The sequence below is a fragment of the Aquimarina discodermiae genome, from assembly GCF_040786235.1.
Classification (GTDB): Bacteria; Bacteroidota; Bacteroidia; order Flavobacteriales; family Flavobacteriaceae; genus Aquimarina.
In genome coordinates this window covers 1-26976 of record NZ_JBFMKP010000013.1, presented here as the reverse complement: position 1 = coordinate 26976, position 26976 = coordinate 1, and the positions used below count along the sequence as shown (strand labels likewise).

Annotated in this window: 28 protein-coding genes and 2 tRNA genes; 28 read left to right on the top strand and 2 right to left on the bottom strand. The window is 32.0% G+C overall.

Annotation, left to right across the window (positions count from 1 at the left end; all coding sequences use genetic code 11):
* Positions 1–3: 3 nt before the first annotated feature.
* From ABW636_RS09795 to ABW636_RS09660, 28 genes are all read left to right on the top strand, one after another.
* Positions 4–2457, top strand: a complete 2454-nt coding sequence (locus ABW636_RS09795) for a M48 family metalloprotease (RefSeq protein ID WP_367589795.1) — start codon at positions 4–6, stop codon at positions 2455–2457.
* Positions 2458–2542: 85 nt separating this feature from the next.
* Positions 2543–3277: a nucleotidyltransferase domain-containing protein gene (locus ABW636_RS09790; protein ID WP_367589794.1), complete on the top strand. Its 735-nt coding sequence runs from the start codon at positions 2543–2545 to the stop codon at positions 3275–3277.
* Between the two features lie 53 nt (positions 3278–3330).
* On the top strand, positions 3331–4389 hold the full coding sequence (locus tag ABW636_RS09785; RefSeq protein WP_367589793.1) for a nucleotidyltransferase domain-containing protein: 1059 nt from the start codon (positions 3331–3333) through the stop codon (positions 4387–4389).
* A gap of 117 nt (positions 4390–4506) precedes the next feature.
* The gene (locus tag ABW636_RS09780; RefSeq protein ID WP_367589792.1) at positions 4507–5895 is read left to right on the top strand and encodes an RtcB family protein; all 1389 of its coding nucleotides are present in this window, start codon (positions 4507–4509) and stop codon (positions 5893–5895) included.
* Positions 5896–6751: 856 nt separating this feature from the next.
* The gene (locus tag ABW636_RS09775) at positions 6752–8143 is read left to right on the top strand and encodes an RtcB family protein (RefSeq protein WP_367589791.1); all 1392 of its coding nucleotides are present in this window, start codon (positions 6752–6754) and stop codon (positions 8141–8143) included.
* A gap of 16 nt (positions 8144–8159) precedes the next feature.
* On the top strand, positions 8160–8750 hold the full coding sequence (locus ABW636_RS09770; protein WP_367589790.1) for a hypothetical protein: 591 nt from the start codon (positions 8160–8162) through the stop codon (positions 8748–8750).
* Positions 8747–9466 carry a peptide chain release factor H gene (gene prfH, locus ABW636_RS09765; RefSeq protein WP_367589789.1) on the top strand — a complete coding sequence of 240 codons (720 nt, stop codon included), beginning with the start codon at positions 8747–8749 and terminating at the stop codon, positions 9464–9466. The genes ABW636_RS09770 and prfH overlap by 4 nt, the downstream gene beginning before the upstream one ends.
* On the top strand, positions 9447–9974 hold the full coding sequence (locus tag ABW636_RS09760; RefSeq protein WP_367589788.1) for a tetratricopeptide repeat protein: 528 nt from the start codon (positions 9447–9449) through the stop codon (positions 9972–9974). The genes prfH and ABW636_RS09760 overlap by 20 nt, the downstream gene beginning before the upstream one ends.
* A 1021-nt stretch (positions 9975–10995) precedes the next feature.
* Positions 10996–11068: transfer RNA gene (locus ABW636_RS09755), tRNA-Cys, on the top strand.
* A gap of 6 nt (positions 11069–11074) precedes the next feature.
* A tRNA-Tyr gene (locus tag ABW636_RS09750) sits at positions 11075–11158 on the top strand.
* A 205-nt stretch (positions 11159–11363) separates the two neighbouring features.
* Positions 11364–11540, top strand: coding sequence for a hypothetical protein (locus ABW636_RS09745; RefSeq protein ID WP_367589787.1), 177 nt, complete (start codon positions 11364–11366; stop codon positions 11538–11540).
* Between the two features lie 254 nt (positions 11541–11794).
* Complete coding sequence (locus ABW636_RS09740; protein WP_367589786.1) at positions 11795–11986, top strand: hypothetical protein; 192 nt, start codon at positions 11795–11797, stop codon at positions 11984–11986.
* Between the two features lie 279 nt (positions 11987–12265).
* Entirely contained in the window at positions 12266–12475 is a 210-nt protein-coding gene (locus ABW636_RS09735) for a hypothetical protein (protein WP_367589785.1), read from the top strand.
* Between the two features lie 430 nt (positions 12476–12905).
* Complete coding sequence (locus tag ABW636_RS09730) at positions 12906–14006, top strand: slipin family protein (protein WP_367589784.1); 1101 nt, start codon at positions 12906–12908, stop codon at positions 14004–14006.
* Positions 14007–14111: 105 nt separating this feature from the next.
* On the top strand, positions 14112–14792 hold the full coding sequence (locus ABW636_RS09725; RefSeq protein ID WP_367589783.1) for an NUDIX hydrolase: 681 nt from the start codon (positions 14112–14114) through the stop codon (positions 14790–14792).
* A 112-nt stretch (positions 14793–14904) separates the two neighbouring features.
* Positions 14905–15726: a ribose-phosphate diphosphokinase gene (gene prs, locus ABW636_RS09720; RefSeq protein WP_367589782.1), complete on the top strand. Its 822-nt coding sequence runs from the start codon at positions 14905–14907 to the stop codon at positions 15724–15726.
* A complete protein-coding gene (locus tag ABW636_RS09715; protein ID WP_367589781.1) occupies positions 15723–16184 on the top strand; it encodes a nucleoside 2-deoxyribosyltransferase domain-containing protein in 462 nt (153 codons plus the stop codon). The genes prs and ABW636_RS09715 overlap by 4 nt, the downstream gene beginning before the upstream one ends.
* On the top strand, positions 16181–17128 hold the full coding sequence (locus ABW636_RS09710; RefSeq protein ID WP_367589780.1) for an ADP-ribosylglycohydrolase family protein: 948 nt from the start codon (positions 16181–16183) through the stop codon (positions 17126–17128). The genes ABW636_RS09715 and ABW636_RS09710 overlap by 4 nt, the downstream gene beginning before the upstream one ends.
* Complete coding sequence (gene ybiA / locus ABW636_RS09705; protein WP_367589779.1) at positions 17125–17670, top strand: riboflavin biosynthesis intermediates N-glycosidase; 546 nt, start codon at positions 17125–17127, stop codon at positions 17668–17670. The genes ABW636_RS09710 and ybiA overlap by 4 nt, the downstream gene beginning before the upstream one ends.
* Entirely contained in the window at positions 17667–18143 is a 477-nt protein-coding gene (locus ABW636_RS09700) for a macro domain-containing protein (protein WP_367589778.1), read from the top strand. The genes ybiA and ABW636_RS09700 overlap by 4 nt, the downstream gene beginning before the upstream one ends.
* Positions 18144–18146: 3 nt before the next feature.
* Entirely contained in the window at positions 18147–18605 is a 459-nt protein-coding gene (locus ABW636_RS09695) for an O-acetyl-ADP-ribose deacetylase (protein ID WP_367589777.1), read from the top strand.
* Between the two features lie 145 nt (positions 18606–18750).
* Positions 18751–19293 (top strand): RNA 2'-phosphotransferase, encoded by a 543-nt coding sequence (locus tag ABW636_RS09690; protein ID WP_367589776.1) that lies wholly within the window; start codon positions 18751–18753, stop codon positions 19291–19293.
* On the top strand, positions 19290–20201 hold the full coding sequence (locus ABW636_RS09685) for an ADP-ribosylglycohydrolase family protein (protein WP_367589775.1): 912 nt from the start codon (positions 19290–19292) through the stop codon (positions 20199–20201). The genes ABW636_RS09690 and ABW636_RS09685 overlap by 4 nt, the downstream gene beginning before the upstream one ends.
* Before the next feature lie 3 nt (positions 20202–20204).
* The gene (locus ABW636_RS09680; protein ID WP_367589774.1) at positions 20205–20933 is read left to right on the top strand and encodes a metallophosphoesterase family protein; all 729 of its coding nucleotides are present in this window, start codon (positions 20205–20207) and stop codon (positions 20931–20933) included.
* 222 nt (positions 20934–21155) lie between these two features.
* Positions 21156–22136 (top strand): hypothetical protein, encoded by a 981-nt coding sequence (locus ABW636_RS09675; protein WP_367589773.1) that lies wholly within the window; start codon positions 21156–21158, stop codon positions 22134–22136.
* A 104-nt stretch (positions 22137–22240) separates the two neighbouring features.
* Positions 22241–23686, top strand: coding sequence for a nicotinate phosphoribosyltransferase (locus tag ABW636_RS09670; RefSeq protein WP_367589772.1), 1446 nt, complete (start codon positions 22241–22243; stop codon positions 23684–23686).
* Between the two features lie 14 nt (positions 23687–23700).
* Positions 23701–23958 carry a hypothetical protein gene (locus ABW636_RS09665; protein WP_367589771.1) on the top strand — a complete coding sequence of 86 codons (258 nt, stop codon included), beginning with the start codon at positions 23701–23703 and terminating at the stop codon, positions 23956–23958.
* 117 nt (positions 23959–24075) lie between these two features.
* Positions 24076–24834 carry a DUF481 domain-containing protein gene (locus tag ABW636_RS09660; RefSeq protein WP_367589770.1) on the top strand — a complete coding sequence of 253 codons (759 nt, stop codon included), beginning with the start codon at positions 24076–24078 and terminating at the stop codon, positions 24832–24834.
* 159 nt (positions 24835–24993) lie between these two features.
* Here the strand turns inward: ABW636_RS09660 and thiE are convergent, their stop codons facing one another.
* Positions 24994–25644, bottom strand: a complete 651-nt coding sequence (gene thiE / locus ABW636_RS09655; protein WP_367589769.1) for a thiamine phosphate synthase — start codon at positions 25642–25644, stop codon at positions 24994–24996.
* A gap of 39 nt (positions 25645–25683) precedes the next feature.
* Entirely contained in the window at positions 25684–26295 is a 612-nt protein-coding gene (locus tag ABW636_RS09650; RefSeq protein ID WP_367589768.1) for a DEAD/DEAH box helicase, read from the bottom strand.
* Between the last annotated feature and the right edge of the window lie 681 nt (positions 26296–26976).

Below are 26976 nucleotides of genomic sequence, written 5' to 3'. Positions count from 1 at the left end.
AAAATGCGCAATTTCTTTAAAAGAAAAACAGAAGAACAGTTACAAGAAATAAATCCCTATATCGTATATATCGATAGTGAATTTCAAAGTGTTGTATTTCAGGAATATATAATAGAATATCTTGAAAAAAATACAAAAAGAGAATATCGTACCTGGGTTGATCAGCATCAGATTTATGTACAGACGGACATTGTAAAAGATGATAAAAAAGGTAGATTAGAATATAACTTATTTCAATTTATTGCTACAGACAATAAAATAACCATACAATATCAACAAATAAAAGAAGATGAACATGCCACATCAAAAGAAGTAAAAGATATTGATCTTTTTGAGACCAAATCCAAACTGGTAGCGCATGTACTAAAATATATTAATGAAAGATTAGATGATAGTTTTTTAGAACTTCATTTGCAGAATAAAATGGAGTTTATTACTTCACTTTCAGCATTAGAAAAAAATTATTTATTAGCGCAAACTAAAAATAATGAAATATACTTGCTCTGCCTTGGGATTACCAACCTAAAAAGTTCTCTTTTTGAAGTTCACAAAAAAAAGCAATACTACTTTGTTTTAACTTCTATGAGAAATTTGATTTTTGAATCTGATGGCAAGTCCTTTTCGATATACGATGTCACTGGAAACTCATTAGATTTTAAAGAAAAAATAGGAAAAGATGAGATTACGGCATCATCATTTTCTTTTGAAACAGAATTATTTAACGATTCCTTATTTGCCTATTACAAGCATTTGTATAATGAAGTAGCAGAAAAAAGAGTAGAACTTTATACTGATTTACTTTTTGATAAATATAATAGTAAAGAGGCACATCTCAATTACATAAAAAAACTGTACGAGCTTAAGACGTCTAAAGATGACAAACTTACAACAACACTAAAATCCATGTTAGTGTTTCAGTTTCCTAAAAAACAATGCGCAAAAGAACTTTTTATATCTCAAGATTTTCTGGATAGTATGTATACCACAAATACTTTTGGAAACACTTTGTTCAATGTATTAAGAAGCTGGAATATTTTACCAGTAGAGCAATATAATTTTCTGCAGTTATTAACCTTTCAAAATAGTAATTTCAAACTACAAAATCTTGATGTTTTCTATGATGCAGCTATTGCCGGAGTACTCAATCAAAAGAATCTTCCAAAAAATGCTCTGCAATATCGTATACAACATCTTACTTATTTAAAAGACACCAAACAATATAAAAAAGCGATACCTTTTTATGAGTATGTATTAGAAAGTCTTGAAGATGACAGTATTTTAGAACTGATTTCGGATGCAAAAACAGATGTATTGAATGGTGAGGATTGCAATCCTTTACGAATTCGATTATTAGAAGAACTATCAGAAATTAAAGTAAGTCTAAAGCAGTCCAATAAAAAGGAGTTATTAGAACTGGCAACATTACAGCCCATGGTTCCAGATCGATTGACTCAGTTAGTTGCAAATGGAGTCGAATCAAAAAAGGCACAAGAAATACTTTCATTACTCATGTCTGATACTTGGAATACTTTTACGACCAATAGCAATGATACTACAATCACGACATATAATAAAAAGACACTTTTTGATCTGGTAGTACCAGATTGTTTTAAAGAAGCCAAAACCTTTACAGATTCTTTTGCTAATCTTATAGCCCAGGTAACACCTCCTGATTATAAACAAGTAACCTCTTTTTCAGAAAAACTATCTGCTACAAATTACCCACAAGCCTATCAGGTTTTAGAAGAACTGGCAGGTCAATTACAAATGGACATGCCCGAATGTTATATAGGTAATGGCGATTTTTCTAGAGGAATTATTGGAGTAGAAGCTACTCCAAATTTTTTAATTCTTGGTAAAGCGCATTTAGAAAAAGATACCCCTTTTTATTTTACAAGAAATGAGTTAAAATGTAATCTTGCGCAAGAATTAACTCATATTCTTTTTGGGCACACAAGACTTACTTCTAAAGATGTTTGGCGTGGAGCAAAGAACAAAGGTATGAGTGCCGCAGGTGTTCTATTGGTTGCACTTCCTATGGTGAGCACCGTGGGTAGTTTTGCTGGTAAATTTATAGATATGACAAATTACACCAAGTTGTTTTCTGGAGTAGATAAGGTCACAAATGTCGTAGGAAAAGGACAAAGTGCAATAGAATATGGCGAAAAAATTACCGATAAATTCACTTCAGAGGATAAAGAAAGTGAATTATTAGCTACTTCACGTTTGATGGAAATATCTGCAGATCGAGTAGGCTTATTGGTTACTAACGACCTTGGTGGTTGTTTGCTTACATTACTAAAAAATGGTAGTGATTTTGAAACTACGTCTAATCTAATCAACAAAAGTGGACTACATACTTACCTTTCTAAACAAAATGAACAAGGAGAATTTGTATATCAGGAGATGATTATTCGTATTAAAACTCTTTTCAATTTTTATCTCAAGCATTGCTAAAAAATGTTGTAATTCTTTTTTTAACTTAACTACGCAAAAATATTGCGTAGATTGATTTAACCTTTGTTTTATAATTCAAAAAGAAATGAGAACAAAGCTTAAACAAATAGAAGAAGACCGTAATGTAAAGATAAATTATGCTTGTGAATCAGGAAGCAGAGCTTGGGGTTTTGCTTCACCAGATAGTGATTATGATGTACGCTTTTTATATACACATTCATTAGAATGGTATTTAACCGTTGCAGAAAAGAGAGATACTATAGATATATTGGATGGAGATTTTGATGCGGTAGGTTGGGAACTACGTAAAAGCCTTAGATTACTTAAAAAATCAAATGTTCCGGCCATAGAACATCTATTTTCACCCATACTATACAAAGGAGATAATGATTTAGTTTATGAATTAAGAAGTATAGCAAAGGATTGCTTTTCGCCAGTTGCCAGTATGTATCATTATTTGAGTATGAGCAAGAAATATGAAGAAAAGCTGTCTGGTTCAACTATAAAACTAAAAAATTTATTCTATGCTTTAAGAACAGCTTTAGCAGGTAAATGGATAGTAGAGCATGAAACCATACCTCCAGTAGTTTTTAGTGAAATGTTGTCTCTAGTATCAATTGATATTGAAGAGGAAATCAAAAATTTGATGACTATAAAATCTGAAAATGATGAAAGTTATTTTCATTCTAGAAATGAAAAAGTTATAAGTTTTGCTTCAGAAACTATAGCAACTAATGAAAAATATGCCAAATCTTTACCATCTGGAAAGCCGGATAGTGAGAGAATAGATAACTTTCTATTTAAGGAAATAACAAGATGAAATGATTCTTTAGCGAATTCTATCTGACCATTAAAAAACAATAAAATAAACTGATGAAAACAATTGAAGAACTTAAAGCTTCAGGATCAATAATATTTGAATGCATTAGTGGAAGCCGAGCGTATGGTTTGGCTACTGCTAATTCGGATACCGATATAAGAGGTGTTTTTATATTGCCAAAAAAACAATTCTACTCATTAGAATATGTGGGACAAATAAATAACGAAACTAACGATATTGTGTACTATGAGCTTAGAAAATTTATAGAACTACTATCCAAAAATAACCCTAATATTCTTGAACTATTAAATGTTCCCGAAGATTGCGTACTATATAAAGACCCTATTTTTGATCAAATCAAAATAGAATATTTTCTGTCTAAATTGTGTAAAAATACTTTTGCAAATTATGCATATACACAAATCAAAAAAGCAAGAGGGTTAAATAAAAAGATTGTAAATCCGGTGGAAAAAGACAGGAGGTCTGTTTTGGATTTTTGTTATGTCAGAACCGAAAAACAATCTCTAGCACTTAAAAAGTTTCTTGAAGTCAAAAAGCTTGAAGCACGGAATTGTGGATTGGTAAAGATCCCTCATATGAAAGATTGTTATAATCTATTTTATGAGGAAGATAAAGAATATCAAGGTATAGCTCGAGAAAATGCCAACGAGGTATGTTTAAGTTCTGTTCCAAAAGAAGAAGTACCTATAGCTTTACTTTACTTTAATGTTGATGGGTATTCATCATATTGTAAAAAGTATAAGGAATATTGGACTTGGGTTGAAAAAAGAAATGAAGAACGATATAAAAACAATGTTGAACATGGGAAGAATTATGATACCAAAAATATGATGCACACTTTTCGATTACTGCATATGGCTGAAGAAATTGCTAAAGAAGAGTTGGTAAATGTTATAAGAATAGATCGAGATTACTTATTAAAAATCAAAAATGGAAATTTTGAATATGATGACCTTGTTAATGAAGCAGAAAAAATCAAAGAAGAATTAGAAGTTTTTTATGATCAATCTGATTTAATCGACAGTCCGAATCTAAATGTAATTAATCAATTATTGGTTATTATAAGGAAAGAATTTTATAAGAAATTTTAATCCACGCAAAAAGATTACGTAGTTAAGCTAAATATTTGTACAAGAATTAAAAAAATAACATTGGTTTAGTAATTGCTCTGTCGAACGAGGAGTCGGCAGAGCTTCAGAAAAAGTAGTATGAGTAAAGAAATAAATATAACGGGAAAAACACTAATCGATTTAGGTTTCAAGTCAGGAAAATGGTTTCCAGAGGCCATCGATCATATTAATACAAATCAATTAGAAGGAAAAGCGATGCATGCATATCTGGCACAATTTAAATCGCCACCAATTATCGATTTACATAAAGAGGCCGTTTCTTTTGCAATCAACATCAAAGCCGAAAATGAGTTAGAAGAAACAAATGTGAAATCTGTAGTAGCATCTATGAATACATTGATGAAAACTCCAACCTTGGTGAACGGAGCGATTATGCCCGATGCCTGCCCTACAGGTCCTAATGGGACTATACCTGTGGGAGGGGTGGCAGTTGCCAAAAATGCAATTCACCCAGGGATGCATAGCGCAGATATTTGTTGCTCTGTAATGCTAACAGATTTTGGTAAAATGAATCCTAAAAAAGTGTTGGATGCTGCTCATCAAAACACGCATTTTGGTCCTGGAGGAAGAGATAGAAATACACAGTATAGATTTCCAGAGGAATTATTAAAAGACTTTGAAGGCAATTATATGCTCAATAATAAAAAGATGATCCAGGCAGCAAGATCACATCTAGGAACTCAAGGAGATGGAAATCATTTTTTGTTTGTTGGTAAATCCAAGAAAACAGGAAATACTATGATGATTACTCATCATGGATCCAGAGGTCCCGGAGCAAACTTATATACTAAGGGGATGAAAATTGCTGAACGTTTTAGAAAAGAATTATCACCAGAAACATTGAAACAAAATGCATGGATTCCTTTTGATACAGAAGAAGGACAAATATATTGGGAAGCGTTACAAATCATAAGAAAATGGACTAAACTGAATCACGAAGTAATCCATAATGCAACATTAGAAGCTTTGCAAATTAAAGCTCAAAATCGTTTTTGGAACGAGCATAATTTTGTGTTTAAGGATAAAGATCTGTTCTACCATGCCAAAGGAGCAACTCCATTAGATCCTAAGTTTATGCCAGATATTACAGGACCGAGATTGATCCCTTTAAATATGTCTGAACCTGTATTGATTGTTAACGGAGAAACTACAACAAATAATCTGGGCTTTGCACCACATGGAGCAGGGCGTAATATGAGTAGAACACAACATAGAAGAACTAAAGAGGGTCGCACCAATGAAGAAGTATTTCATGAAGAAACACAAGGATTAGATATACGCTTTTTTTCTAATGAAATCGATGTTACCGAATTACCAAGTGCATATAAAAATGCAGAAACCGTAAGAAACCAAATGGATGAGTTTGGTCTAGGAAATGTGATAGATGAAGTAGTGCCTTATGGTTGTATTATGGCTGGAGACTGGCAAAAGAATGCCCCATGGCGAAGAAAGAGAAGAAGAAAGTAATGGGAAATTTGGATAATATTGGATAATTATGTCATATTTGCAATATAATTAAGAACCAAAAAAATAAGTTTAATACCTATGATGTTATTTAGTTTACATAAAAAGGACGCTGAAAAGCTGTTTTTAAATCAAGAATATAGGTAGAAAAACTATAATAAGATATAAAAAGCAAGAGCGTCCATAAAATTGGACGCTTTTTTTATGATCTTTTTTCAGAAATCTACTTATATCAAATCAAATGTCATTTGAAAGATAAATTTCAGAACTACAGTTGATTACAAAAAAAACGATATCCGTTAAAACAACGGACGGGGGGTTCTATTACCCTAATTGATGTATAATACATTGGTATTCAGCAAATTAATTTGTTTTTTTTGTTGTGTAATTGAAAAATAGGTATCATATTTGCACCGCAATACAACAATTGCTAACCCGAGTGTCACATTAAGTTTATCGAAGTGTGGTCAAAGGCAAAAAGAAAATTAATAACCTATAAAACCGAAGTACAATGACTTTAATAAAGCTACATACTACTCCTCCAAAAAGACAAGGTCTTATTATGAGTATGCTTCGGGACTTCACCGATAAATAATCTTTCATTAGATATATAAAGAAGCCCGAAGCCCAAAAAGTTTCGGATTTTCTGTTTTCATATGATAAGCGGTCATACTAAGCTTATCAGATTGATATTGAAGATTTCAAAGACGAAATTCATCATTTATAACTTTATTATTTGCGTTAAGGATTAAGACGTCATCCTTTTCTAAAGCTTTTAAGAGTTTGAGAAAAGATACAGCCAAAAGCCTAGCCTTTTGAAACACTAGTAGAAAAAGGGAGCGCCCTATTTTTAAATATCATGGGAAAGAAACTAAGCGGAAAAGACTTGATCAAATTAGGCTTTCCGAAAAACAATAGTATTAATGTGACTTTGGGTCATATTAATCGATATCATAAACGAATTAAAAAAGAACAAATATTAATAGAAGCCAAAAAAGTGTTACTCAACCCCGAAGCATATCAAGGTGATGGTATTTGGGGAAAGATTGCCGAGAGCCTATTAAATCCTGTCGAAGTAAAAAGACATGCTTTAAAAACTGTTCGGTCTCCTTTTCAAATTTATGGAGAGAATGAAATTGATGATCAGGCTAAGTATCAGTTGTTTGATGCTTTAAAATTACCGGTTACAACCAAAGGAGCATTAATGCCAGATGCGCATACTGGGTATGGATTGCCTATAGGGGGAGTTCTAGCTACCAAAAATGCTGTAATCCCTTATGGAGTAGGAGTAGATATCGGTTGTAGAATGTGTCTTACGATATATCCGATAGCCGTTTCTTATCTAAAAGGAAAGAAGCATCAACTAGAGAATATACTTTCAGAACATACCAAGTTCGGAATGTATGAGACTCATAAAGTAAAACATGATCACCAAATCTTTGAACGAGATGAGTTTCATACGATTCCATTTGTAAAAAGATTAAAAGACAAAGCATACAAACAATTGGGAACCTCTGGAGGAGGGAATCATTTTGTAGAATTTGGAATTGTATCTATTACAGAAACCGATAATGAATGGAGTTTGCCAATAGGGGAGTATTTAGGGCTCTTATCACATAGTGGGTCCAGAGGGTTAGGTGCCAATATTGCAAAGCACTATACGTATTTGGCGACAAAACAATGTCCATTGCCAAAACATGTACAACAACTGGCATGGTTGGATTTGAATACACATGATGGTCAGGAGTATTGGTTAGCAATGAACCTAGCTGGTGATTATGCAAAAGCATGCCATGATGATATTCATGCCCGAATTTCAAAGCTATTGGGATCAAAACCAGTAGCGAAAATTGAAAACCATCACAATTTTGCATGGAAACAAGAAGTGAACGGAGAGGAATGTATTGTGCATAGAAAAGGAGCAACTCCTGCTGCCAGAGGCGAATTGGGCATAATTCCAGGATCAATGACTGCACCAGGTTTTATTGTGAGAGGGTTAGGTAATGAAGGAAGTTTACAATCTGCATCCCATGGGGCAGGACGTTTACTTTCAAGAAGAAAATGTAAAGAAACTTTAACAAGAAGTGAGGTCAAAAAGCAACTTAAAGCGAATGATGTTTCACTAATTGGAGGAGGAATTGATGAAGCACCTATGGCATACAAAGATATCAATACAGTTATGGCAAATCAAAAGGAATTGGTAGAGGTATTGGGAACATTTACTCCCAAAATTGTTCGAATGGACAAGTAAATTAAAGATTAATAAAATGAAGACAAATAGATTTAGATCAACTATTAAATGGCTGGATTATTTCAAGGATATAATTAATGTTCATTGTCCTAATTGTAATAAGAAAGCTCAGTTGCTTAGAAAATTTGATGATCAAATAATTTATCGTGATAGTTATGAATTTCAATGCAATAACTGTTATGTTGAAATAAAGGAAATTGAAAAATTTATCTATAACGTAAATAGAAACTGTCCGTTTTGCCCAGAAGTTATTCATTATAAATCAACACCTACTGTTAAAATCAAAAAAGAAGTAGAGGTAATTTGTAAGGGCTGCAAGGAAAAGATTAGATATATTCCAAAAGTTGAGTCGGTATATGATTGGATGCAAAAAGGGGAAAATGTTGAATTCCTCTATTGGTTTATTGAAGAATTTAGAGGAAATATATTTTGGGCATTAAATGATAAACACCTAGAATACCTTGAAAATTTTGTTTTTGCAAAATTAAGACAACGTACCATAGAACCTTACGGAATGATGCTAATAGATAAACTTCCACAATTTATAAAAGACAAGAAAAATAGAGGTGAATTATTGAAATTAATCTCGAAAATGAAGGAAAAATGAAGAATCAAAAAACATTACAAATAACAGCGGGTAGAGGCCCAACAGAATGTTGTTGGGTTGTTGCCAAGGTTCTTAAATATTTTTTAGCAGAAGTACAAAATGCAGGGTTTGATTATTCTATTATTCAAAGAATACCGGGCCCAGAAAATGGAACGGTGCAATCGGTAACAGTTCAATTAAAAGGAAAGGAATTGGAAACTTTCACTAATTGTTGGATAGGTACCATACAATGGATCGGAACATCAACTTTTCGTAAATATCATAAGCGAAAAAATTGGTTTATAGGAATCTACGAATTAGAAACTTTTAAATTAAAAGCGATATCAGAAAAAGAGATCATTTTTCAAACAATGCGAAGTTCTGGTCCTGGCGGTCAAAATGTAAACAAAGTGAATTCTGCAGTAAGAGCAATTCATAAACCTACAGGAACTATGGTTGTAGTAATGGATAATAGATCTCAGCATCAAAACAAAAAGATTGCTATAGAGCGATTAAAAGAAAAAGCGCTGGAAAGTGAATTAAACAAACTTAAACAATCAATAACCGACCAATGGGAAAATAATTTGAGTGTACAACGAGGAAATCCTATTAAAATATTTAAAGGCACCGACTTTAAAAAAGTAAAAAAAGTAAAAACTTTCAAAAACAAGCGAAATCAATTAAAACAGGATTTGCAAAACGAGTTAAAAAATAAAAATGAGCAATCTATTAGATAAATATTTATTTCAGGCATTGGATGCATACCCATATAATTTAGAAGAAACTGTGGAGTCTTTACATTATGCTTTGTCATATGATGAAAATAATGCTATTGCCTTAGGCCTAATGGGACAGGTTTATGCAGAGCAACTTAAAAATTTTGAAATAGCAAAAGAATACTTTCAACAAGCGCTAGCACAAGACATGTATGCTGTAGATGTATATCCTAAGTATGTCAATGTTTTGTTATGGAACGAGGACTATAGTGAAGCAGAAAAGTTAGTTGACTTTGCATTGACATTAAAAGGAACAGATAAAGCGGTATTGTATCTTAAGAAAGCTGTTCTTTTTGAACACAAAAAAAAATATAAAAAAGCTTTAAAGTTCATAAAACGAGCTAAAGAAAATACGTATAACAATCATTTTATTAATGAATTGAAAGAAGAGAAATCCAGGATTAAGGGTAAAATGCCTGATAAAAAGAAATCAAGGAATAAAACTTCTAAAAAATCTAAGAAGAAATAAGTAATACCATTTATATTTTGAATTTACTGGAAAAGAAAATTAAGATTTTTTTGTTTCAGTGAAGAAGAAAAATCAAGCATAGCAGGGCTACGGTTTATTTTTAATATGAAACTGAGGTAAAAAAAGAACATTTTATTCCGGTAGATTTAAAGTGTAAATGGTATAAAACATTCTATAGGGTTATAATTGTTTAGGAACAGCGGTATTTCTAATGATCAAATTTCCTTATTAGAATGTATATAAATTAGTTAGTAATTCTAAATATAATTTGGATTTTAGTTATAAAACTAATGATATTTGTATAACAAAATGATACAAAAAAGAATACATACCGCATCAAAACCACTGCTTTGTCAGTGTGATTATCGATGGATGAAGAAATTATCCATTATAAACGGGACGTTGTGTAGCTATTTTTAAGCATTTTTATGAAGTGATTTAAAACAAAAACTAGATATAACCTAAAGCGTCCAAGAAATTGGACGCTTTTTTTTATAATTTTTTATCAAAATGTATAAAAGTTAATTAGGACATAAAAATTAATAATTGGAAAGTAAGCATCAGGGAGACAGACGATTGCCAAAAAATCCAAAATCTGTTGAAAAACGGACAGGAATCTCTATACCCTAACTTAAGATGTAATTAACTGATAATCAATAAAATAAATCAAAAAAATATTTGCAGATTAAAAAAATGTTTTCATCTTTGCATAGCAATCGAAACATAAAAAGATAAATAAGATTACCTTATAATAATTAATACAAAACAATAAAAATGATACCGATTTATTCACAACATATGCTAAGCCGTCTCTTTACCAAACAAAGAGTGTATTGTTCTGATGTGAACATAAAAGGTGTCTGTTTTATAGAAAAGATGATTATAAGAATATAGCTTATAAAACCATCGATATATAAGAAGGCGCCCGAACAAGGCGCCTTTTTTTATGGATATAGTTCATTGACATATTGAAAACCAAACACAAGAATCAATTCAGAATTTTGAATTCTGAATTAAAAAAGACAAGGTGGCTGAAAGGTGAAGGTTACGGTTTGCAAAACCGTTTTTTGCAGGTTCGAATCCTGTCCTTGTCTCTTTTTGGGAGTTCGCCAGAGTTGGAGAGCTGGGGCAGACTGTAAATCTGTTGCCGAAAGGCTGAATAGGTTCGATTCCTATACCTCCCACAATTTTAATTAGCAAAGTACCGTAGCACAAAAAGCTAGTACAGCCAACTGTCTCTTGGATGTTCATCCCGCTTTGGCGGGATCGGTACAATAAATACCAACAAATAGGAATATAGTTCAAATGGATAGAACATTGAGATGTGAGTTCAAGTCTTGCTATTCCTGCAATTTTAAAACAAATGTTTAACTAATTTATTGAAGTACTATGGAAACACAGTTTACTATTACCAAAGTAAAAAAGAAAAGCTTGAAGGGTATGATTACTAGAGTGTTATCAAAATGGGCTTCAAACTATATCGAATCGATGAGCAAAGCTTTGTACCCTTCTGATTATGGAGGGGTAAAAAGTAAAAATGATATACATCGAATTTTTTATAAATAATTAATCATATTACGCAAAAACATGCGTAGTATGATTTCACCTTTGTAGTGTAAGTCAACTACCTCGGAGCAAGTTCACGAGGCATCCAGAGGAAAAACAGTTTTTACATTTCGAGGCAAGCCTCTGAGAATTAAACTCCACAATGTGGATTAAAACAAACCCAATTTTTGGGAGAGATTAGGGTTTGGAACAGTGCCCTGCTACCAATGGGTAAGGGAGAAATGTAAGGTAGCAGGGTATAAATAATAATTAAGATGATAAAAAGAAAAGAGTTTATTGTAATTGTAGAAAGAAACAATCAAGATATTCTCTATAATTGGATTGATAAATATCGTCATCTATTGGTATTTATTTCTGAAAACAAAGGATGTGGATGCTGTGTCGATATTTTTGAAATAGAAGGGGAAGCAGAAATAGTAAAAACTTTTCCAAATGAAATACTTTAAATAAAAAAAACTGGTCTTCACCAGAACGACAATATCAAGTAAGTCTTGTTGTGTGTTTCTGTATAACACCATTGTATGAGGTATTACAACGTTTGTATTATCACTTCATATTCAACTTGACTTGAAGGTTTGACTATCACCAAAAATAGTCGTGATTCTATAGGTCACGGGTTCGAATCCCGTCTTTAGCATAAAGTAAATCTTTATGGCTATTGTAGCTCAGTTTGGTTAGAGTAATAGATTGTTTCCTGTGGGTTCGAGTCCCACTATCCTATGGATATGGCGAAATTGGTAGACGCACTAGATTTAGGCTCTAGCGAAACAGGCACTGAAAATGCCTCTTTTACAAAGCTTGGTTATCTTTTAAAACTAGCCATGGTAGGTCATGCTATTAAATATGACAAAAACTGTGATGGCAGATCAGTTGTTATGGCATATTTGCTATACCGACAGTCTCGAATGTACCTTGAAATATGGGTAGCGCTATGATTAGCAATAACTACTTTTTAGAATTCAGGTTTTAGAAGTATATCATTATATGAAGATGCTATACGCTTTTATCTCATTTCTTAAAACTAGTTATGGATAGCATAGCAAACCAATAGTTCCGTACAGGAAAGATGATTTGTCTTCACCGTTTTTTTAAAGAACTAAAATTACGTGAGGGATAGCAGTCCTTCGACAAACTTAGGACAGGCATATCCTTTTATAGATGGTAGCCTGAGGTTCTCGAAGGCACTAAGGTTAAAAGATGCAGCGAATAGCCCGACTTCTTTGAAGTGTAAACGAAAAAGAGGCCACGTCCAAAATATACTTTGAGACAGTACCATACCCGTAGTTCTGGATTGAAGTAGGCAAAGTCTCCGTTACAGAAATTGTCATCTAACTAAATGTTTAATTAAAAAAGTAAAAAGAACAAATGAAAAGAGTAAGAATTAATGCGGGAAAAGTAGGTTTGGTTTTCAAAAAAGGAGATTACAATCGTGTAATTACCAAAGGAATCCATTGGTTAGGATTTAATGAAAAGGTAATACAGCATGATCTTACCAAGCCATTTGCAACACCAGTAGCACTAGAAATCTTACTACAAGACAAAGAGTTAGAAGCCATGTTACACGTGATTGAAGTAAAGGATAATGAGGTTGTTTTGGTGTATGAAAACGGAAATTTTAAAAGCGTATTTGGCTCAGGTCGTTATACACTTTGGAATAGCTTAAAAGATTACAAATTCACCCGTGTGGATTTAACCAAAATCTATATCACCGAAAAAATTGATAAAACCCTGTTTAGTAACTACGCATTGACCAAGTATATCAGAGCTTTTGAAGTAGCTGCGTATGAAAAAGCAGTATTGATTGTAGACGATGTGTATACAAAAACTTTGGAAAGCGGGACCTATCGTTTTTGGCGAAATGATACCTCGATAAAGATTGCCAAAGCAGATCTACGTCAATTACAATTAGAAATTGCGGGCCAAGAACTATTAACTAAAGATAAAGCGGGAGTACGTATTAACTTCTATACACAGTATAAAGTTATTGATATAGAAAAGGCTTTATTGGATAATAAGGACTATGAAAAGCAATTGTATATCGCTATGCAGTTAGTCTTGAGAATTTTCGTAGGAAACTACACATTAGATGAGCTATTAGAGCATAAAGAAAGTATTGCGAGTTCGGTACTTGAAAATGTTAAAAATCAATCTACAAAACTAGGTGTACGAGTATTGAATTGTGGTATTAGAGATATTATTTTACCAGGGGATATGAAAGAAATCATGAACCAAGTACTGGTAGCGCAAAAGAAAGCTCAGGCTAATAGTATCACTCGTCGTGAAGAGACAGCCTATACCCGTAGTTTGCTAAATACAGCTAAACTTATGGAAGAGAACGAAATGCTTTACAAACTTAAAGAAATGGAGTATGTAGAGAAAATTGCCGATAAGATTGGTGAGATTAGTGTCTCTGGTGACGGTGGTATGATCAAACAATTAAAAGACATATTCTCTGTGAATAGGTAGGTGTACATTAGAATGCATCAGTTTTTATGACTGGTGCATTTTTATTGAAGCATAATATATACGAATTGACTATATATTAAACTCCAAATTCATAATTTTGTATATATGATAAGCCAAAAAATTAAAGTAGCAGTAGATGCAGTTGTCTTTGGATATAAGGACAAATCACTTAATGTATTATTAATCAAAAGGGATATAGCTCCTTTTAAAGATTCCTGGGCATTACCTGGTGGATTGGTTTTGGAAAATGAAAGCTTGGAACAAGCTGTAGAACGAGAATTAAAAGAAGAGACCAATGTGACTGTTGATTATATGGAACAGTTATACTCTTTTGGAGAACCTAATAGAGACCCAAGAAATAGAGTCATTAGTGTAAGTTATTTTGCACTAGTAAAACCAGAACATCACCATATTAAAGCAGATACAGATGCAAATGATGTGGCTTGGTTTGATATTCAAAAACTTCCAGATCTTGCATTTGATCATAAGACAATCTTAGAAAAAGCAAAACAAAGACTACGTAATAAATTAACGTATGAACCAATAGGTTTTGATCTTCTGGATGATAAGTTTTTGTTTTCTGAGCTCGAAAAACTCTATATGACTATTCTTGAAAAAGAAATAGATAGAAGAAATTTCAGAAAAAAAATTCTTAGTTTTGATATCCTTGAGGAGTTGGATGAAAAAGTATCCGAAGGTAGGGGAAGGCCTGCTAATCTATTCAAATTCAATAAAAAACAATACTTCAAACATCAAAAGGATGGCTTTCTTTTTGATATTAAATAGTAAACTTTAACAAACCTGGTTAGAGGTTGTATATTAATATATTGTAATTTTTACGCAAAATATTTGGTAGTGTGATTCTTGAAACCTAAATTTGCGTAAAAATAACACAATAATGCAGTATTTACATTTAGATCCGTTTTTTACTCCATATGATAAGTCAATTGATTTTGAAGCTTTTGTTTTTAATGGAGGAGAACCTCATATTAAAATAAAAGAGCAGCATATCGAAGACTCAGTAACTATTACACATCGTATAAAGTCCTTCAATGACTTAGGCTTATTGTTGATTGCGACTGATGCTTTACGTAGAATGGATGTAAAGGTTATCAATGCTTTTATCCCATATTTTCCCGCGGCAAGACAAGATAGGTTGATGGTTTCGGGAGAATCTTTAAGTGTAAAAGTCTATGCAGACATTATTAATGCTCAAAACTATAATAGAGTAACTGTTTTTGACCCACATTCTGAAGTTACTCCAGCATTATTGAATAATGTAAAGGTGATTCAGAATTATGAGTTTGTGCAACAATGTTTGCAAACTTTAAATGAAGAAATAGTATTAGTTGCACCAGACGGAGGAGCTTTGAAGAAGATTTACAAAGTATCAGAATTTTTAGGTGGAGTAGAAGTAATTGAATGTTCTAAGAGAAGAGACGTTAAAACAGGGCAATTATCTGGTTTTAGAGTATACGAAGAAGATTTAAAAGGCAAACATTGTGTAATTGTAGACGATATATGTGATGGCGGAGGAACTTTTTTAGGTTTAGCTGAAGCTTTAAAGAAAAAAAATGCTGGCAAATTAAGTTTAGTTATTAGCCATGGGATTTTTAGTAACGGAATAGAGAAGTTATCAGAAGCATTTAATCATGTTTTTACAACCAACTCTTTTAGAGATATAAATGATGAAAGAATAACCCAAATAGAAGTAAGGTGAGTACAATTATTAAAGCTCCGGAAAGTTTAGTTTTTGATCATAGAACAAGTGTTTTTCTGGCGGGTAGTATAGCAGGGGGTACTGCGCAAAATTGGCAAGATAGGATTATAGAAAGTTTATCTAATGAAGAGGTTGTCCTAGTGAACCCCAGAAGGAATAGCTGGGATAAAAGTTGGAAACAAGATATTGATTCTCCACAGTTTAATGAACAAGTAAATTGGGAGTTAGAAGCATTAGAGAGATCAGATATCATTGTTATGTACTTTGATGTATCTACAAAGTCTCCAATATCATTATTAGAATTAGGCTTATTTGCCAAGAGCCAAAAACTAATTGTTTGTTGTCCAGATGGTTTTTGGAGAAAAGGAAATGTAGATATTGTTTGTGAACGGTATAGGATAGAGCAAGTAGAAGAATTAGAGGATTTAGTAAATGAAATTAGAAAGAAAATAAAATGAGAACAGTTTTAGATCAGATAAAAGGAGGAATATTTGGGTTAGTTGTTGGCGACGCATTGGGCGTTCCTTATGAGTTTTTAGATCGAAACCAAATGGATAAAAAACCTGCTAGAGATATGATTGGTTATGGGACACATAATCAACCCGAAGGAACTTGGTCTGATGATAGCTCATTAACTTTTTGTTTAATGGATAGTCTTTGCAATGGATATAATCTTAATGATATAGCTTCAAAATTTGCAGATTGGTTTTACAATAACTTATGGACTCCAAGAGGATATGTATTTGATATTGGTATTACTACCAAAGATGCGATATATCAGTTTAAAAGAGGTATGACCCCGGATTTGTGTGGAGGATTAGATGAATATTCTAATGGTAATGGTTCCTTAATGAGAATTTTACCTTTGGTATATTATCTAAAGGATGAAATGGATATAAATATAAGATACGATGTTATTAAAAGAGTATCCTCTATTACACATGGTCATTTAAGATCTGTCTTTTCATGTTTTATTTATGTTGAATATGTGTTACAATTATTAAAGGGAAAAGATAAATCTGATGCTTATTTAACCATTAAGAAACCAATTTTAGATTTTACCGTTCAACATAAATTTAATCCAAAAGAGATTCAGCTTTTTGGAAGAATTTTAGAAGAAGATATTGCTAAACAAGATCGATTTAACATAAAAGGAACCGGATATGTGTTAAGATCATTAGAAGCCTCTTTTTGGTGTTTATTAAACTCAGATTCCTATTCTGAAACTGTACTTAAAGCTATAAATTTAGGAGAGGATACAGATACTACTGCTGCAATTTCTGGAGGTTTGGCAGGATTATATTTTGGTTACCAGGATATTCCAGAAAACTGGAAACAACAATTAGTTCGATTTGAAGATATAGCAGTATTAATCGAGCGATTTAAGAATAGTTTACAATGAAATATTCATTACAACATACACAAGAACAATTTAATAAAGGGAAAAGTATAAAGTATCTTTTTTTCTGGGGCCATACTCCTAATAAAGATGGAAGTATTGGTAAAAATTGTTTCAGCCAATGGTGGAAATCTGCTTTTGAAGTTGAAGGTATACTTTATAAAACTGCAGAACATTGGATGATGGCAGAAAAAGCAAGAATCTTCGACGATAATGAGGTTTTTGAGCAAATAATTGCATGTAACCATCTCATGGAAGCAAAACAATTCGGTAGAAAAGTAAAAAACTTTGATCCAGTGATATGGGACCAACACAAGTATGAAATTGTTAAACAAGGCAACTTACATAAATTTTCTCAACATCAAGATTTAAAGGAGTTCTTGTTAAATACTAAGAAAAGAGTTTTGGTAGAAGCTAGTCCAAGAGATCGAATCTGGGGAATAGGAATGAGCCAGGATAATGAAAAAGCACAAAACCCAAACTTGTGGAGAGGACAGAATCTATTAGGTTTTGTTTTAATGGAGGTGAGGGATGAATTAAAATGAAAGAAATCAAATATTTAAAAGGAGATGCTACAGTTCCTCAGACTAAAGGAATAAAGATTATCGTTCATGTATGTAATAATCTTGGTGGTTGGGGAAAAGGTTTTGTCTTAGCCATATCCAAAAGGTGGCCGCAACCTGAAAAATCTTATAGAGAGTGGCATCGAAACCGAGCAAAGAACAACTTTGAACTGGGAGCAACTCAATTGATTCAGGTTACAGATTATATTTATGTTGGTAACATGATTGCACAGCAAGGAATGAAAATGGGTAGCAATGGAGTTCCTATTCGTTATGAAGCTGTTAGAAGGTGTTTAAAAAATATAGCTATCGAGGCTAAAAAGCTTGAAGCAAGTATACATATGCCTAGAATTGGTTGTGGATTAGCTGGTGGAAAATGGGATAAGATAGAACCTATTATTAAAGAAACACTAATGCAAAAAGACCTAGATGTCTTTGTATACGATTTTGAATAAAAAATGAACCTAAAAGTAATTCAAGCCGATATTACAACTATAGAAGTAGATGCTATTGTCAATGCAGCAAATTCATCTTTGTTAGGAGGAAGTGGAGTAGACGGTGTTATTCATCGTAAAGGAGGTGCTTCAATTTTAGAAGGCTGTAGAGCTATTGTTGCAAAACAAGGAAAGTGTAAAGTTGGAGAAGCTATAATTACAACCGCTGGTAATTTACCCAGTCAATTCGTAATACATACCGTTGGCCCTGTTTGGAATCATGGAGGTATAGAAAAGGAACAATTGCTAGCAAGGTGTTATAAAAACTCTTTAGAGATTGCTATAGAAAATGAAATTAAAACAATAGCATTCCCCAATATTAGTACAGGAATTTATAGATTTCCAAAAGAATTGGCGGCCAAAATTGCTATACAAACGGTGAGAAGTTTTATAGATGCTAAGCTAATAAACTACAAGAAATAATATTTGTTTGTTTTGATAAAGAGAACTATAACATCTATCACAAATTATTAAAAGAAAAATGAAACAAGCCATAACATGACTTTAGATAAACAGCAACATGATTATTGGCGGTTCCATGTGTCTTCTAAAACAATTAAATAAACAGATGAAAACAAATTATAAAAGCATAAGTAAATTTTTAAGCCTTGTTCTAAGGCATAACCCTGATAAAATAGGATTGCAATTAGATAAAAATGGTTGGGCGAATGTTCAGGAACTAATTTCAAAATCAAAAAAGTATCAACCTAATTTGGAAATTAACTTGTTAAGAGAAATAGTGGCTACAAATGATAAAAAGCGATTCGCTTTTAATGAAGATTATACTAGTATACGAGCTAATCAAGGACATTCTATAGAAATAGATTTGGGGTATAGCCCTAAGGAGCCTCCCGAGTTTTTATATCATGGTACCGTTGTAAAATTCATAGATGCCATAAAAGAAAAGGGATTGCTTAAAATGAGTAGGCATCATGTGCATCTTAGCGAAGAAATAGAAACTGCCATTAAAGTTGGAGCAAGAAGAGGAAAACCTATAATTCTTAAGGTTAAATCAGGAGATATGCATACCAATGGTATTCAGTTCTTTCAGTCTGATAATAAAGTATGGTTAACAGATCATGTTTTACCAGAATATATTGAGTTTAAATGATATCTAAAAAGGACAGATTCTTAGGAGCTATTTATTTGGGAGCCATAGGGGATGCCAAGGGAAGTGGATATGAGAATCTTGCAATGCCTGATGATAACGTCTATTACCCTTTTGGAAAACCTAAAAAAGAAGAACCAAAATGGATTATAACGGATGATACCCAATTAACTATAGCTACTTGTCAAGCTATCTATGAAGATAAAGACCTTAATCCAAATATATTAACCAAATATTTTGTTACACTGTTTTCAAGTGGAAAAATACGTGGGTTAGGAGGCTCTACTTTAAAGGCATTACAAGAACTACAAGTAGGGGGACACTGGAGTCAAGTTGGGAGAAGAGGAGAATATGCTGCAGGAAATGGAGCTGCTATGAGAGTTGCTCCACTTGCTTTTTTTGATCATATTACAAGAGAAAGAATCGAAGAAATCTGTTCTATAACACACAAAAATATAGAGGCTTATGTTGGAGCACTTTCTATCATAATGGCTATAAAATATATTATTCAAGGTGATTGGAGTGTCGGCATAAGTCTTATGAAATTAATAATAAAAGACTTACCAGATTCCAGAGTAAGAGATAGAATTATAGAGTTAAATGACCTTCCGGATACTATTACTATATCCGAAGTAACTAGTAAATATGGAAACGATGGATATGTTGTTAATTCTGTCCCATTAGCAATCTTTGCAGCAAATAAAATTAAAGAAAAGCTTATTAATTCTATTTTTGATGAGTTACTACAAAGTGGAGGAGATACAGATACAAACTGTTCTATGACAGGTCATATTGTAGGATCTTATATAGGTATTGATAATATACCTAAAAACTTATTAGATCAGTTAAGATCATTAGAAGAGTACCCGTGGATTAGAACGAATGTAGAAAAGCTAGGAAATAAATTGTAAATCATGAGAACACTAGTTATAGGAGATATGCATGGGGGATATAAAGCTTTACTTCAAGTATTAGAAAGAGCTAATGTAATGCCAGAAGACACACTAATTTTCTTAGGAGATTATGTAGATGGGTGGAGTGAGTCATCCGAAACTATAGAAAAATTGATAGAGCTCTCACTATCCAATAAATGTATCTTCATAAGAGGAAACCATGACCTTTGGTGTGGGTTATGGTTGAACAAGGGAGCTACAAACCCGGTTTGGTTGGCACATGGAGGGCAGGAAACCATAGATAGTTATATAAAATCGAGATTTTTAACAAAAGATACTCATAAAGACTTTTTCAATGATCTAAAAGATTATTACATCGATAATAAAAATAGATTGTTTGTACATGCCGGGTTTACATCAATGCATGGAGTTGGTAGAGAAGAATATGAGTCCAATTACTATTGGGATCGTACACTATGGGAAGCAGCTCTCCTTGCCGAAAAAGTATATAAAGAAGACTTAAAAAATAACCTCCCAAAAAGATTCGTACATTATTCAGAGATTTATATAGGTCATACTCCAACTACAAATTATAATCAAATTACTCCTATGAAAGCTTATAAGCTTTGGAATATGGATACCGGTGCGGGTTTCAAAGGTAAGTTAACTATTATGGATATTGATACTAAGGAATTTTGGCAGAGTGATCCATTACCTTCATTATATCCCACCGAAAAAGGTAGAAACTAATAGTATTGAATGCTTAATTCTTATCTATAGAATTCTCGAATTATTCTATGAAGTATACCTGAAAACAGTGAGGTAGATAGAAATAAATATTTGTAATTTAGTTTTTTGGAAAACTAATGTAATCGGTTAAAATTTTATAAAAGCATGAACCTACTTTCTAGTAATATATTTCTATGTAAAGTTTTAGTATGCTTTATTATGGGGATTTTCAATTATAATTTTATGCAGGCACAAGAAAATAATACAACAATAACAGATAATTCATATATAATAAATGAATCTCCAAAAGATTTTTACACTGGGATTTATAAAGATGATAAACCATATAATGGTTATTTTAAAAAGGAAAATGTAGAATTTTTTACTGTGGATTATTATGAAAAAGGAATAAAGAAATATAATTACTCTTCAGATGTTTTACAAATGCTTACTAATAATTTTGATGATCACAATCGATTAAAATTAAATATTAAATCAATCTATAAAGATGATTATATATTTAGTGGAGTAAAATATAATTATTCCAAAAATAAGATTATTGGTGAGCAATTTGATAATGGTCAATATAAAGGTTTTTATATAGATTTTTTTGGGGTACACTATTACAATAGAATCACTGTTGTACTAAACCAAGAAGAATTCGAAATTGAATCCCTACAAGATAAAGATGCTGTTATTAAGGTATTTTTAAAAAATAATTTAATTACTGCAGAGCTTCAGCAGATGGATACGGTTTTGGTTCGAGCACAAAATGTTAGTCATAATGAATCGGTATTTCCTTCTAATAGTACCATAAGATTGTATAAAGAAAATGAGATATTTAAAGGATCTTCATACCAAGTTCTAGATGAATCAAATTATTCATTATATGAAGAACACCAAGAGTTGTTTAATATTTTTAGTAAACTGGATATATACAGTGTAAATACCACTTTAGAAGTTTTTACTAAATTTTTAAAGGACAATAAAGAAGAACCGGAGGTTACTAAAAATCAAATACAACCTGTTAGCTTTATATTATTGGGATATCTTATTACAAACGATAATGGATATCCTAAAGAAGGGATACGTTTTTTCGAAAATTTGGGTAATGGTTATTATGTAAGTATTGAAGAGGGTAAAATTAGCGAAAAGAAAAAAGTACAAATCAAAGAGTTTCAGAATATAATTAAGAGTTATTTGGAAGAAAAGTATGATAGGTAATATTGAAGTGAAGGTGGTCACATTAGAAACATAAATCTCCTATTATTTGTGCATGTTGTAAAATTGAATTATTTTTGTGTATAAATAACGCAAAATAATATTGTATGAACCCATTATTGCTAACAGACGGATACAAATTAGGCCACAAAGAACAATACCCAGAAGGTACAACATTAGTATACTCTAACTGGACACCAAGAAAGAGCAGAGTAGAAGGAGTAGATAGCGTAGTGTTTTTTGGACTTCAATACTTCGTTAAAGAGTATTTAATTAAGCGATTTAATCAAGATTTCTTTAATCAACCTAAACAAACAGTAGTTTCAGAATACAAAAAATATGTTGACAATTATTTGGGGGTAGATTATGATATTACACATATAGAAGCTTTACACGACTTAGGATATTTACCGATAGAAATAAAAGCGTTACCAGAAGGAACCGAAGTACCCATAAGAGTACCTATGTTTACTTTGGTTAATACCAAACCAGAATTCTTTTGGTTGACAAATTATCTGGAAACATTATTATCTACTATCATTTGGCAACCCTGTACTTCTGCTACTATCGCCAAACAATATAGAAAAATACTCTCACAATATGCTTTAGAAACAGATCAAAACAACCTAGAATTTGTGAACTGGCAAGGACATGACTTTTCTATGAGAGGAATGTCTGGAACCGAATCTTCTATATTAAGCGGAATGGGGCATGCGTTGGCTTTTTCTGGTAGTGATACACTTCCGGTGGCTAAAGCTTATGAAACATATTATAATGCAGATGTAACCAAAGAATTGGTTATTGGTAGTGTCAATGCTACAGAACACAGTGTAATGTGTGCAGGTAGTAAAGATGATGAAATAGGGACTTTTAGAAGGTTATTAGAAACGTATCCTACAGGAATATTATCGGTGGTGTCTGATACATGGGATTTATGGAAAGTGTTAACAGAATATTTACCCATATTAAAAGAAGAAATATTACAGCGTGAAGGTAAGCTGGTAATTAGACCTGACTCTGGAGATCCGGTAGATATCATATGTGGATGTGAACATGAAAACCTCACAATAGCAAAAGGAGTAATTGAACTTCTTTGGGATGAGTTTGGAGGAACGGTAAATAGCCAGGGGTATAAGGTTTTGAACCCCAAAATAGGTGCTATTTACGGAGATAGTATTACTATCGAAAGAGCTACACAAATCTGTGAGCGTTTAAAGCAAAAAGGGTTTGCCTCTACAAATATTGTATTAGGTATAGGAAGCTTTACCTATCAATACAATACAAGAGATACTTTTGGATTTGCTATGAAAGCTACTTACGTAGAAATTAAAGGTGAGGGTCGTGAGATTTTTAAAGACCCAATAACCGACGATGGGACAAAGAAATCTGCAAAAGGTTTAATCCAATTATTCAATGAAAATGAGCAAATCAATTTTAAAGATCAAGTTTCTAAAGAAGAAGAAAGTAAGGGACTTTTGCAAACGATTTTTGTAGATGGTAAATTGATTGTTGATGATAATTTAAATCAAATCAGAAAACGATTACTTAGTTAAAAGTCAAACTTAAAGTGAATATTATTATCAAGCATATTGAAATTATTGAGCGAGTAGATCAATTGATTCGATTGCAAGCAACAGGTTCGCTGGAATATTTTGCTTCGCGATTAGGAATTTCTAGAACCAAATTGTATCGAGTAATTGGAGTCATGAAAAAACTTAATGCACCGATTAAGTATGATCATAATTTAGAAAGTTTTGTTTATGCTAATTCGGTTGTATTTGTTTTTGGATTTTATAATGAAAATAGTAAAGCCAAGGTTTTATAATTATTGTATAAAAAACTATCTCAATTTTGTTGTTTTATTTTGTAATTCGCTATCGAATATAATTTAAGTTTAATTATTAAAGCAGTAAATTCGCCCAATAAATTTTGGATTTGAATTTTGAAAAAAATAATTTTTATTTTACTTCTGGCATTAGTTGATTATAACGTCAATGCGCAAATAGTAAACGTAGAATCTATTCGTAAAGTAAGTGATACTTCTCGTTGGTCTGGTTATGCGAATTTATCATTTGACCTAACCAAGAACAAAAACAGAATTTTCAATTTTAAAAATAAAGTTCACATACAATATTTGTACGAAAAAAACTTAGTACTTGTAGTAAACGATATCAATTTTAAAGAGAGTAATAATAGTAAATTGGTAAGCAAAGGGACACAGCATATACGATATAATTATAGGTTTAGTAATCGTTTTGCACTTGAAGCATTTGCTCAAAGCCAATATGATGAAATTTCTGCCATAGAGTTTAGAGGTTTATTAGGTACAGGAGTTCGTTTTAAAGTTTCAAAATCTGATGATTATAATTTTTTTATGGGAATATTGTCCATGTTCGAATATGAAAGAATTAATAATAACCTAGAAGATGTAATTCATCGAGATTTTCGCAATAGCACCTACGTATCCTTCAGTTTATTTCCTAAAAACGATATTGCCATTGTTAGTACCACGTACTACCAACCGCTCTATAGAGATTTTGAAGATTATAGGTTGTCTAATGATACCTCGGTGGTCATAAATATATTCAAGAATCTAGCTTTTAATTTAGGGTTTACTTATCTCTATGATGCAATGCCTGCTCTAGAAGTTCCTAAAGAACAATACAAAATAACGAATGGATTAACCTATTCTTTTAACTAAGAAATAGATGTACAGGAGTAAAAAGTTAGAATTATTTGATATTAATGATATATAACGATACAATCGGAAACAAGATATTACAATAAAATTGATTGATCTTTATAGAATTTTGGTTGATTTACTAATCACAGTATAAACATCTTATCAATACCCTACGATCTAAGATTTATCAAATGTATGGCGTTGTTCTTCTGTAGAGGATGCCTTTAATAATTGATGAAAAGTTTTAATATTATTAAAGTTACGGGTAATTTCTCCGGAAACAGCAATTCCAGAAATACCCGTTTCTAATATGTTTGTAACATCTTCTATAGTAATGCCTCCAATACCGATAATTGGTGTTTTGGTTTGCAAAGAGGCCATAATTGCAGTATAACCATGTACACCTAAAACCGGACTTAGATTATCTTTGGTAGTTGTGAATCTAAAGGGGCCTAAGCCAATATAATCGATTTCTTTAGCGATTAATGCTTCGCAATCTTCCAAAGTATTTGCCGTTCCCCCAATAATTTGCCAGGTATATAAATATTTTCTAGCGATAGTAGGGCAGGAGTCCGTTTTTCCTAAATGTACTCCATCTGCTTTGATCTCTTTTGCTATTTTATAATGATCATTAATAATTAGCCTGGTTTGAAAATGAGCAGTAATTTCTCTAGCCTCTTTGGCTAACTTTAAGATTTTCTTTTCTGAAATATCTTTTAAACGTAATTGCACTAATTCTGAACCAGATGTACACGCTTTTTGGATATTTTCTATATGTTCTTTTGGAGAACTTCCTTGAGAGATATAATGCAGTTTAGGTATTATCACGTTCTATTAATTTATTATAGATTATAAATCCAGTAATATCTATATATTAATTGTTTTAGAGTATTCCATAAAATAAGACTTAAAGCGTTCTAATTTTGGATGCATTTTTTCTGAATATAGTATAAACTGACATTTTTTAATACTTTGTGTAATCGAAATAAGAGCAGTATATGTTAGATTATGGATTAGAAACTCTGCATCGTCTATACTGAATATCTTTAATTCAGAGATGCTTACTCCATTTAATAAAAACAATTTATTCATTGATTTGGGCGTAGAAATAAATATATCTATACCCATAAAAATTTCTGATTTTTGAACATCGACATGAAGTTGTTCATACCCTACATATACTCGTAACGAAGTATGTCTTGTATACGATAAAAAAGCATCGTATAACTCCATAGCTCTTTCCTTATTTTCTACTAAAACTACGGCCCTTGGAGCATTTCCTATTGCCTCACATTTTAGTTTTTGTAAGGTTGTAAGTATGAGTGTAGTTGTTTTACCACTATCTTTTGCAGCTGTGCAATAAATATTAGCACCACTTTTTATTACAGGAATACTCTTGCTCTGAAAAGGAGTAGGTGTCGTTATTTCTTTGTACTCTAGCTTCTCTTGTATATGAGGGTGTAACTTTTTAAAAGGCATAATGATTAAGGAGATGATTACTTAGCGCACGATTTATACTAATGTCCAAATATACCACCTAGAAATGGAATATGTAGAGAATAGAGTATTTGATTTTTTATGCGAAATTTTTATTCGCAAATTGTATATAATATAAGAAGAGAAAGAAAAGGTGAAATCTCAATATTCTCTTTTTTATACATCGGTAAATCACTCTAAATATAGTAGTCAAAACACTTATGACAAATGGGGGCAAAACCTATTGTGTTGAAGTAATACATAGTCTAATTTAGTCACTCAATCTGGATACGAATATCTAGATGCAACTTCAAATAGTAACCAAAATACTGTATTAGATGAATTATTTAAAAAAGTTTTTTCCAGGCATAGCGAGTGTTCAAACTATAACCAGAATAGGAGGAAGTCTTACTTTTTCTATCTGTTTTACAGAACTATTTTTCAAATTTGGAAGTTTTACTTTAGAATGTTTAGCATTTCTAATGGTATGGTTTTTTACCAATAGACTCATTGAATTTCTAACGATGAAAAAGAAATGAGATGAAAACAATAACAATTAAACAATAGGGTTACCCATTTAGTTCGCAATGGTTTTTACTTGTTTGATAGTAACAGGCTGATGCATTACACATCGCTCTACTATTTTATCGAGTATTGATACTCTGTGATTTCTTCGGTTAAATC

Bases quoted from the DNA above. Each gene is read 5' to 3' on its own strand.
- prfH (WP_367589789.1), top strand. From the start codon at position 8,747: ATGAAGAATCAAAAAACATTACAAATAACAGCGGGTAGAGGCCCAACA.
- ABW636_RS09725 (WP_367589783.1), top strand. From the start codon at position 14,112: ATGATAAGCCAAAAAATTAAAGTAGCAGTAGATGCAGTTGTCTTTGGA.
- ABW636_RS09680 (WP_367589774.1), top strand. From the start codon at position 20,205: ATGAGAACACTAGTTATAGGAGATATGCATGGGGGATATAAAGCTTTA.
- ABW636_RS09685 (WP_367589775.1), top strand. From the start codon at position 19,290: ATGATATCTAAAAAGGACAGATTCTTAGGAGCTATTTATTTGGGAGCC.
- ABW636_RS09790 (WP_367589794.1), top strand. From the start codon at position 2,543: ATGAGAACAAAGCTTAAACAAATAGAAGAAGACCGTAATGTAAAGATA.
- ABW636_RS09670 (WP_367589772.1), top strand. From the start codon at position 22,241: ATGAACCCATTATTGCTAACAGACGGATACAAATTAGGCCACAAAGAA.
- ABW636_RS09650 (WP_367589768.1), bottom strand. From the start codon at position 26,295: ATGCCTTTTAAAAAGTTACACCCTCATATACAAGAGAAGCTAGAGTAC.
- ABW636_RS09735 (WP_367589785.1), top strand. From the start codon at position 12,266: ATGGCGAAATTGGTAGACGCACTAGATTTAGGCTCTAGCGAAACAGGC.
- ABW636_RS09730 (WP_367589784.1), top strand. From the start codon at position 12,906: ATGAAAAGAGTAAGAATTAATGCGGGAAAAGTAGGTTTGGTTTTCAAA.
- ABW636_RS09745 (WP_367589787.1), top strand. From the start codon at position 11,364: ATGGAAACACAGTTTACTATTACCAAAGTAAAAAAGAAAAGCTTGAAG.
- ABW636_RS09760 (WP_367589788.1), top strand. From the start codon at position 9,447: ATGAGCAATCTATTAGATAAATATTTATTTCAGGCATTGGATGCATAC.
- ABW636_RS09695 (WP_367589777.1), top strand. From the start codon at position 18,147: ATGAACCTAAAAGTAATTCAAGCCGATATTACAACTATAGAAGTAGAT.
- ABW636_RS09780 (WP_367589792.1), top strand. From the start codon at position 4,507: ATGAGTAAAGAAATAAATATAACGGGAAAAACACTAATCGATTTAGGT.
- ABW636_RS09775 (WP_367589791.1), top strand. From the start codon at position 6,752: ATGGGAAAGAAACTAAGCGGAAAAGACTTGATCAAATTAGGCTTTCCG.
- ABW636_RS09795 (WP_367589795.1), top strand. From the start codon at position 4: ATGCGCAATTTCTTTAAAAGAAAAACAGAAGAACAGTTACAAGAAATA.
- ABW636_RS09700 (WP_367589778.1), top strand. From the start codon at position 17,667: ATGAAAGAAATCAAATATTTAAAAGGAGATGCTACAGTTCCTCAGACT.
- prs (WP_367589782.1), top strand. From the start codon at position 14,905: ATGCAGTATTTACATTTAGATCCGTTTTTTACTCCATATGATAAGTCA.
- ABW636_RS09740 (WP_367589786.1), top strand. From the start codon at position 11,795: ATGATAAAAAGAAAAGAGTTTATTGTAATTGTAGAAAGAAACAATCAA.
- ABW636_RS09690 (WP_367589776.1), top strand. From the start codon at position 18,751: ATGAAAACAAATTATAAAAGCATAAGTAAATTTTTAAGCCTTGTTCTA.
- ABW636_RS09785 (WP_367589793.1), top strand. From the start codon at position 3,331: ATGAAAACAATTGAAGAACTTAAAGCTTCAGGATCAATAATATTTGAA.
- ABW636_RS09770 (WP_367589790.1), top strand. From the start codon at position 8,160: ATGAAGACAAATAGATTTAGATCAACTATTAAATGGCTGGATTATTTC.
- ABW636_RS09710 (WP_367589780.1), top strand. From the start codon at position 16,181: ATGAGAACAGTTTTAGATCAGATAAAAGGAGGAATATTTGGGTTAGTT.
- ybiA (WP_367589779.1), top strand. From the start codon at position 17,125: ATGAAATATTCATTACAACATACACAAGAACAATTTAATAAAGGGAAA.
- ABW636_RS09675 (WP_367589773.1), top strand. From the start codon at position 21,156: ATGCAGGCACAAGAAAATAATACAACAATAACAGATAATTCATATATA.